The sequence below is a fragment of the Streptomyces sp. NPDC000880 genome, from assembly GCF_053599675.1.
On sequence record NZ_JBSFMS010000011.1, the window covers coordinates 88,819 to 95,700 of the forward strand.

Sequence of the window (6,882 nt, forward strand, 5' to 3'; positions counted from 1 at the left end):
CCTGCTGTGACACATACTTGGGCGGCCGGGGCGAGTCGTCACGACTCCCGGCCGCACCGAGAAGTACAGCGAGTACGTCAGGAAGGGCACGGCGTCGTGGCTAGGGCAAGGACAGGGATACGCGCGCTCGGCGTGGTACTGGCAGCGGTACTCGGAGCCTCCCTCGCGGGATGCAGCAGCACGGGCGGCAAGCGCGCGGAGGACGCCCGCAAGGCCCAGGCCGCGGCCGGCAAGGCAGCCGTCACCACCCCCCGCTGGACCTTCGCCATGGTCACGCACTCGGGCGACGGCGACACCTTCTGGGACATCGTCCAGAACGGCGCCGAGCAGGCCGCGGTCAAGGACAACATCAACTTCCTGTACTCCCACAGTGACGAGGGCCAGCAGCAGGCCCAGCTCGTCCAGGCGGCCATCGACAAGAAGGTCAACGGCCTGATCGTTACGCTCGCCAAGCCCGAAACGATGAAGGACGTCATCGCCAAGGCGGAGAAGGCCGGCATCCCGGTGATTACCGTCAACTCGGGCTCCGAGCAGTCCAAGGCGTACGGCGCGCTCACCCACATTGGCCAGGACGAGACGATCGCCGGCGAGGCCGTCGGCGACGAGCTCGACAAGCGGGGCAGGAAGAAGGCCCTGTGCGTGCTGCACGAGCAGGGCAACGTCGGCCATGAGCAGCGCTGCGCCGGCGCGAAGAAGACGTTCGGCGGGGAGCTGCAGAACCTGTACGTCGACGGCACCAACATGCCCGACGTACAGGCGTCCATCGAGGCGAAGCTTCAGTCGGACCCCTCCATCGACTCCGTCGTCACGCTCGGCGCGCCGTTTGCGGACGCCGCCGTGCAGGCGAAGAAGACCGCGGAGAGCAAGGCCGAGGTGGACACCTTCGACCTGAACGCCAAGGTCGCCGCCGGTCTGAAGGCCGGGACGCTCGGCTTCGCCGTGGACCAGCAGCCGTACCTCCAGGGGTATCAGGCCGTGGACCTGCTCTGGCTCTACAAGTACAACGCCGATGTGCTCGGCGGCGGGCGGCCGGTCCTCACCGGACCGCAGATCATCACCAGGACGGACGCCGCCGCGCTGGAGGGATATACGGAGAGGGGGACCCGATGAGTGCGACCGCACCGCCTGCCGGCACCCGGCAGCCCGACAGAAGCGACGAACGGCTGCTGCGCACCTCGCCATTGCGCAAGCTGATGGGCAGGCCCGAGCTGGGCTCGGTCGTCGGCGCCGCCGCGGTCTTCATCTTCTTCTCGATCGTGGCGGACTCGTTCCTGCGGGCGTCCAGCCTCTCCACCGTCCTGTACGCGGCGTCGACCCTCGGCATCATGGCCGTGCCGGTCGCGCTGCTGATGATCGGCGGCGAGTTCGACCTCTCGGCCGGCGTCCTGGTGACCAGCTCCGCGCTGATCTCCGCGATGTTCAGCTACCAGATGACGGCGAACGTCTGGGCCGGCGTCTTCGTCTCGCTGCTGGTGACGCTCGCGGTCGGGGTCTTCAACGGCTTCATGCTGACCCGTACGAAACTTCCCAGCTTCATCATCACGCTCGGTACGTTTCTGATGCTGACCGGCCTCAACCTAGGCTTCACCAAGCTGATCAGCGGCACGGTCTCGACCAGGTCCATCGGCGACATGGAGGGCTTCGCCTCGGCGAAGAAGCTCTTCGCCTCCCAGCTCACCCTCGGCGACGTCACGCTGAAGGTGACCATCCTGTGGTGGTTCGGCCTGGTCGCGCTGGCCACCTGGATCCTGCTGCGCACCCGCTTCGGCAACTGGATCTTCGCGGTCGGCGGCGGCGCCGACGCGGCCCGCGCGGTCGGCGTCCCGGTCAACAAGACCAAGATCGGCCTGTATATGGGCGTCGCGTTCGCCGCCTGGGTCTCCGGCCAGCATCTGCTGTTCTCGTTCGACGTGGTGCAGTCCGGCGAGGGCGTCGGCAATGAGCTGACGTACATCATCGCGGCCGTCATCGGCGGCTGTCTGATCACCGGCGGCTACGGCTCCGCGATCGGCTCGGCGGTCGGTGCGTTCATCTTCGGCATGACCAGCAAGGGCATCGTGTACGCGGAGTGGAACCCGGACTGGTTCAAGTACTTCCTCGGAGCGATGCTCCTTCTGGCCACCCTGCTCAACGCATGGGTCCGCAAGCGTGCGGAGGCAAGCAAATGACGGCCCTCGTCGAGCTGGACAACGTAGTGAAGTACTACGGCAACATCCGTGCCCTTCAAGGCGTCTCACTCGAGGTCCACGCCGGGCAGATCTCCTGTGTCCTCGGCGACAACGGCGCGGGCAAGTCCACTCTGATCAAGATCATTGCGGGCCTGCACCGGCACGACGCGGGCACGTTCCTCATCGAGGGCGAGCAGACGAGCCTCGCCAACCCGCGCGAGGCGCTGGACCGCGGTATCGCCACGGTCTACCAGGACCTCGCCGTCGTACCGCTGATGCCGGTCTGGCGGAACTTCTTCCTCGGTTCCGAGCCGACGAAGGGTGTCGGCCCCTTCAAGCGTCTCGATGTCGAGCTGATGCGCGAGACCACCCGGTCCGAACTGCTGCGCATGGGCATCGACCTGCGCGATGTCGACCAGCCCATCGGGACGCTGTCGGGCGGTGAGCGCCAGTGCGTGGCGATCGCCCGGGCCGTCTACTTCGGCGCGAAGGTCCTGGTGCTGGACGAGCCGACGGCCGCGCTCGGGGTGAAGCAGTCGGGTGTGGTGCTGAAGTATGTGGCGGCGGCACGCGACGCGGGACTGGGCGTGGTGCTGATCACCCACAACCCGCACCACGCGTATCTGGTCGGCGACCGCTTCGTCCTGCTGAAGCGCGGCACCATGTCGGGCAGCCACACCAAGGACTCGGTCACCCTGGACGAGCTCACCCGCCAGATGGCGGGCGGCAGCGAGCTGGAGGACCTGCGCCACGAGCTGGAGCGGGCGCCGGTGCCGACGCGTCTGGGCGGTCATCCGGTGAAGGACGAGCCGCCCGCGGTCTAGTGCCTGCGGCGGGCCTGTTCCCCACTCCTCCCCCTACGCCCTGGCGGGCGTGGGGGGACCCCCACTTCCCGAACCGGGGCTCCGCCACTTCCCGAACCGGGGCTCCGCCCCAGACCCCGCGCCTCAATCGCCGGCGGGGCTCCATTGGACCCCCAACGGGCGTCCGGGGGGTCCGGGGCGCAGCCCCCGGTTCGGGTGGGATCCGCACCCCACCCCGCCGGGTGGCAGAATCGGGCCCGGTGGGTGCCGCCCACCCCGGGCCGTGACACCACCCGGCCTCCGAGAACCCGCAGGGACATGAGCACCTACCGCGACTTCGCGCACCGCGGCTCCGCACGCGCCACCGTCCTGAAGACCGTCGGCACTCGCGAGCGGCGCTCGCACCTGAGCGCGCCCCGCGTCCCCACCGTCGGCATCGACATCGGCGGTACGAAGGTGATGGCGGGCGTCGTCGACGCCGACGGGGTCATCCTGGAGAAGATCCGCACCGAGACGCCTGACAAGTCCAAGAGCCCGAAGGTCGTCGAGGACACCATCTGCGAGCTCGTCCTGGACCTGTCCGACCGGCACGATGTACACGCCGTGGGCATCGGCGCGGCGGGCTGGGTCGACGCCGACCGCTCCAAGGTCCTCTTCGCCCCCCACCTCGCGTGGCGCAACGAGCCCCTGCGCGACGCCCTGTCGGCCCGGCTCGCCGTCCCCGTGCTGGTCGACAACGACGCCAACAGCGCCGCCTGGGCGGAGTGGCGCTTCGGCGCGGGCCGCGGCGAGGACCACCTCGTCATGATCACCCTCGGCACCGGCATCGGCGGCGCGATCCTCGAGGACGGCCAGGTCAAGCGCGGCAAGTACGGAGTCGCCGGCGAATTCGGCCATATGCAGGTCGTGCCCGGCGGCCACCGCTGCCCCTGCGGCAATCGCGGCTGCTGGGAGCAGTACAGCTCGGGCAATGCCCTCGTACGGGAGGCCCGCGAGCTCGCCGCGGCCGACTCCCCGGTCGCGTACAGCCTCATCGACCGGGTCGGCGGCAACGTCGGCGACATCACCGGACCGCTCATCACCGAGCTCGCCCGCGAGGGCGACGCCATGTGCATCGAGCTCTTCCAGGACATCGGCCAGTGGCTCGGCGTCGGCATCGCCAATCTTGCCGCCGCCCTCGACCCCTCCTGCTTCGTCATCGGCGGCGGCGTCAGCGCCGCCGACGACCTGCTCATCGGCCCCGCCCGGGACGCCTTCCGGCGGCATCTGACCGGCCGCGGCTACCGCCCCGAGGCTCGCATCGTCAAGGCCCAGCTCGGCCCCGAGGCAGGTATGGTCGGCGCCGCAGACCTCGCGCGGCTTGTGGCCCGCCGCTTCCGCCGCGCCAACCGGCGCCGGGTGGAGCGTCACGAGCGGTACGAGCGCTATGCGCAGGCCATCCGTAACTCCAGCACTGCCCGCCCCACCCAGGAACCGTAGCCATGACCGTGTCCCGCCGGACCATGTCCCCGGACGAGAGCGCCCGTCCCCCCGAGGACCGGCGCCATATGCTCCGTCGCCGTTGGCTGACGGCCGTCATCATCGTGCTGCTCGTCGGCATCCCGGCCGGCTATCTGGTCATCTCCGCCGAGCAGAGCCGCAACAGCGGCCGCGACAAGGAGTCGGAGTCCTCGGCGACCGGCCTGCGCGAAGGCTGGCCGTCGCGGATGAAGCGCCGTGTCTTCGAGGTGCCGATCCCCGCGAAGTCCACCCACGTCGCCTACTACGAGACGAGCAACTGGAAGACCAGCCGGTTGTACGTGCAGTTCCGCACCACCGCCGCCGGGCTCGACGGGTTCCTGAAAGGCGTGGGCACCAGCCGATCCCAGCTCGACGAGGGCGTGGTCACCATCAGCGCGCGCGACGCCGAGACGGTCGGCTGGGACTTCAGTGGGGGAGGCGACTGGGCGGGCACCACGCATGCGCAGAAGGATCCGCGGCCCTCGCAGGACATCACCGTGGACATGACCAACATCTCCCGTCCCAGGGTGTATGTCGTATCAACAGCGACCCCCTGACCCGAGGCCGGACTTCCACTGATTACCGTGGGGCACGTGAGTGAGACGCAGACGCCCCCGAAGACCCTGCAGTACCGGATCGACGGCCCGGACGATGCCTCTGTGCTCATCCTTGGCCCCTCCCTCGGCACCACCTGGCACAGGCCCTTTCCAATGGGACACCGCGGCAATCGCCGACGCCTGCGGGGCCGGGCGGAGACGGCATGAGGCCAGTCGCGCGCCTGCTGGTCACAGCCACTCGTTCAGGACTGCGATCAGCACGCGTTCCGCGCGGGCGCGGCGTATCGCCATGGCGTGCACGGCGACGGCCGCGTCGGTGAGCCGGACCGGGTCGGCGTCCCAGACGGTAAGACAACGGCTCAGTCCGGCGGACACCCATGGGTGCGGCCGTCGTACAGCAGACGCCCAGCCAAGCGATCGATCCCCCAGCCGATTCTCACCCGTGACGAGACGCCATGCATGCCCTGCGTGTCGCCATCGGCGATGCGGAGGAGTAGAAGAACTGCGGACGGCTCCGACGGAGTCCTGGCCGGGGAGTGAGGATGGCTCACCCCTGGCCGTGTTCTGACGCGGCAGCGGCGGGCGGTCCGGACACTGATACCTGGGCGGGGCGCAGGAGCTGCTCGCCGACGCGGTAGCCGCGGCGCAGCACCGCCGTACAGATGGGCCGGCCGGCACCTTCGGACTGGGTGTAGGTGAGCGCTTGGTGGGCCTGGGGGTCGAATGGCTCGCCCGGTTCACCGACGGGCTGCAGGCCCAGTGCGGCCAGGCGGCTTTCGAGTACGTCGGCGACTGCCGTCAGAGCGCCGGTGACCTCGCCGTGTTCCCGTGCCTGTTCGACGGCGTCCAAGACCGGCAGCAGGCGGGCGAGCACGTTGGCCACGGCGATCTGACGTACCGCCAGGCGGTCGCGGTGGACCCGCTTGCGGTAGTTGTCGTATTCGGCCTTGAGCCGCTGCAGATCTGCGGTCAGTTCAGCGATCCGCTCCCGCGACTCCCGCATCTGAGCCGGGGTCGGGGCAGCGCCGGACCCCATTCCGCCCCGTCCGGCCAGGGGACCGTCCCGCTCGCCCGGACGGGGCGTGGCCTTCTCCTTGGAGGAGTCGGGCCGCAGTTGGAGGGTGACCGGGTCGATCCTGCGTCGGTCATGAACCGTCAGCGACGGGCGCTCCCTCCGGTCGCCGGGAGGTGGGTTGTTGGGAACGCTCATCCGGTGCCTCCCTTCGGCTCGTCATCGACAATCTCCGCATCGACGACGTCCTCCCGACCCTGGGCTTCGGCACTGCCGGCGCCGGCCGCTCCCTCGCCACCGCCTTCGCTCTGCGCCTGGGCGTAGATGGCCGTGCCGATCTTCTGCGCGACTGTGGTGACCTTCTCGCTGGCGGAGCGGATGGCGGCGGTGTCCTCACCCTTCAGCTGCTCCTTGAGGTCTGCGACGGCCGTCTCGACCTCGGACTTCACGCCGCCGGCGATCTTGTCCGGGTTGTCGTGCAGCAGTTTCTCGGTCTGGTAGACGAGGCTCTCGGCCTGGTTGCGGGTCTCGGCCGCCTCCTTACGGCGCCGGTCTTCCTCGGCGTGCTGCTCGGCCTCGCGGACCATGCGGTCGATGTTGTCCTTGGGCAGGGCGGAGCCGCCGGTGACGGTCATCCGCTGCTCCTTGCCGGTGCCGAGGTCCTTGGCGGCCACGTGCATGATGCCGTTGGCGTCGATGTCGAAGGTGACCTCGATCTGCGGCACGCCACGGGGGGCCGGCGGCAGGCCGGTCAGCTCGAACATCCCGAGCTTCTTGTTGTACGCCGCGATCTCACGCTCGCCCTGGTAGACCTGGATCTGCACGGACGGCTGGTTGTCCTC

At 69.4% G+C, this 6,882-nt stretch carries 9 protein-coding genes; 6 read left to right on the plus strand and 3 right to left on the minus strand.

The features are described from left to right. Positions 1-96 precede the first annotated feature (96 nt). The 6 genes from ACWDO5_RS06075 to ACWDO5_RS06100 all read left to right on the plus strand — a co-directional run bounded on the left by ACWDO5_RS06075 (position 97) and on the right by ACWDO5_RS06100 (position 5,235). On the plus strand, positions 97-1,110 hold the full coding sequence (locus tag ACWDO5_RS06075) for a sugar ABC transporter substrate-binding protein (protein WP_450528790.1): 1,014 nt from the start codon (positions 97-99) through the stop codon (positions 1,108-1,110). Continuing rightward, positions 1,107-2,168, plus strand: a complete 1,062-nt coding sequence (locus ACWDO5_RS06080) for an ABC transporter permease (RefSeq protein WP_450528792.1) — start codon at positions 1,107-1,109, stop codon at positions 2,166-2,168. The genes ACWDO5_RS06075 and ACWDO5_RS06080 overlap by 4 nt, the downstream gene beginning before the upstream one ends. Next, positions 2,165-2,992, plus strand: coding sequence for an ATP-binding cassette domain-containing protein (locus tag ACWDO5_RS06085; RefSeq protein WP_450528793.1), 828 nt, complete (start codon positions 2,165-2,167; stop codon positions 2,990-2,992). Before ACWDO5_RS06080 ends, ACWDO5_RS06085 begins: the two co-directional genes overlap by 4 nt. 297 nt (positions 2,993-3,289) lie before the next feature. Next, positions 3,290-4,450 carry an ROK family glucokinase gene (locus ACWDO5_RS06090; RefSeq protein WP_450528795.1) on the plus strand — a complete coding sequence of 387 codons (1,161 nt, stop codon included), beginning with the start codon at positions 3,290-3,292 and terminating at the stop codon, positions 4,448-4,450. Between the two features lie 2 nt (positions 4,451-4,452). After that, complete coding sequence (locus ACWDO5_RS06095) at positions 4,453-5,028, plus strand: hypothetical protein (protein ID WP_450528797.1); 576 nt, start codon at positions 4,453-4,455, stop codon at positions 5,026-5,028. Positions 5,029-5,064: 36 nt separating this feature from the next. Continuing rightward, positions 5,065-5,235 (plus strand): hypothetical protein, encoded by a 171-nt coding sequence (locus tag ACWDO5_RS06100; protein WP_450528810.1) that lies wholly within the window; start codon positions 5,065-5,067, stop codon positions 5,233-5,235. A gap of 21 nt (positions 5,236-5,256) precedes the next feature. Here ACWDO5_RS06100 and ACWDO5_RS06105 read toward each other — a convergent pair whose 3' ends face one another. From ACWDO5_RS06105 to ACWDO5_RS06115, 3 genes are all read right to left on the minus strand, one after another. Continuing rightward, positions 5,257-5,403 (minus strand): hypothetical protein, encoded by a 147-nt coding sequence (locus ACWDO5_RS06105; protein ID WP_450528799.1) that lies wholly within the window; start codon positions 5,401-5,403, stop codon positions 5,257-5,259. Positions 5,404-5,575: 172 nt separating this feature from the next. Next, positions 5,576-6,238, minus strand: a complete 663-nt coding sequence (gene grpE / locus ACWDO5_RS06110) for a nucleotide exchange factor GrpE (RefSeq protein ID WP_450528801.1) — start codon at positions 6,236-6,238, stop codon at positions 5,576-5,578. Then, a partial coding sequence (locus tag ACWDO5_RS06115; RefSeq protein WP_450528802.1) for an Hsp70 family protein occupies positions 6,235-6,882 on the minus strand: 648 nt, incomplete at its 5' end. The genes grpE and ACWDO5_RS06115, both read right to left, overlap by 4 nt.

Excerpts from the sequence above, each read along its gene's own strand:
- ACWDO5_RS06095 (WP_450528797.1), top strand. The coding sequence starts at position 4,453 with ATGACCGTGTCCCGCCGGACCATGTCCCCGGACGAGAGCGCCCGTCCC.
- ACWDO5_RS06090 (WP_450528795.1), top strand. The coding sequence starts at position 3,290 with ATGAGCACCTACCGCGACTTCGCGCACCGCGGCTCCGCACGCGCCACC.
- grpE (WP_450528801.1), bottom strand. The coding sequence starts at position 6,238 with ATGAGCGTTCCCAACAACCCACCTCCCGGCGACCGGAGGGAGCGCCCG.
- ACWDO5_RS06080 (WP_450528792.1), top strand. The coding sequence starts at position 1,107 with ATGAGTGCGACCGCACCGCCTGCCGGCACCCGGCAGCCCGACAGAAGC.
- ACWDO5_RS06085 (WP_450528793.1), top strand. The coding sequence starts at position 2,165 with ATGACGGCCCTCGTCGAGCTGGACAACGTAGTGAAGTACTACGGCAAC.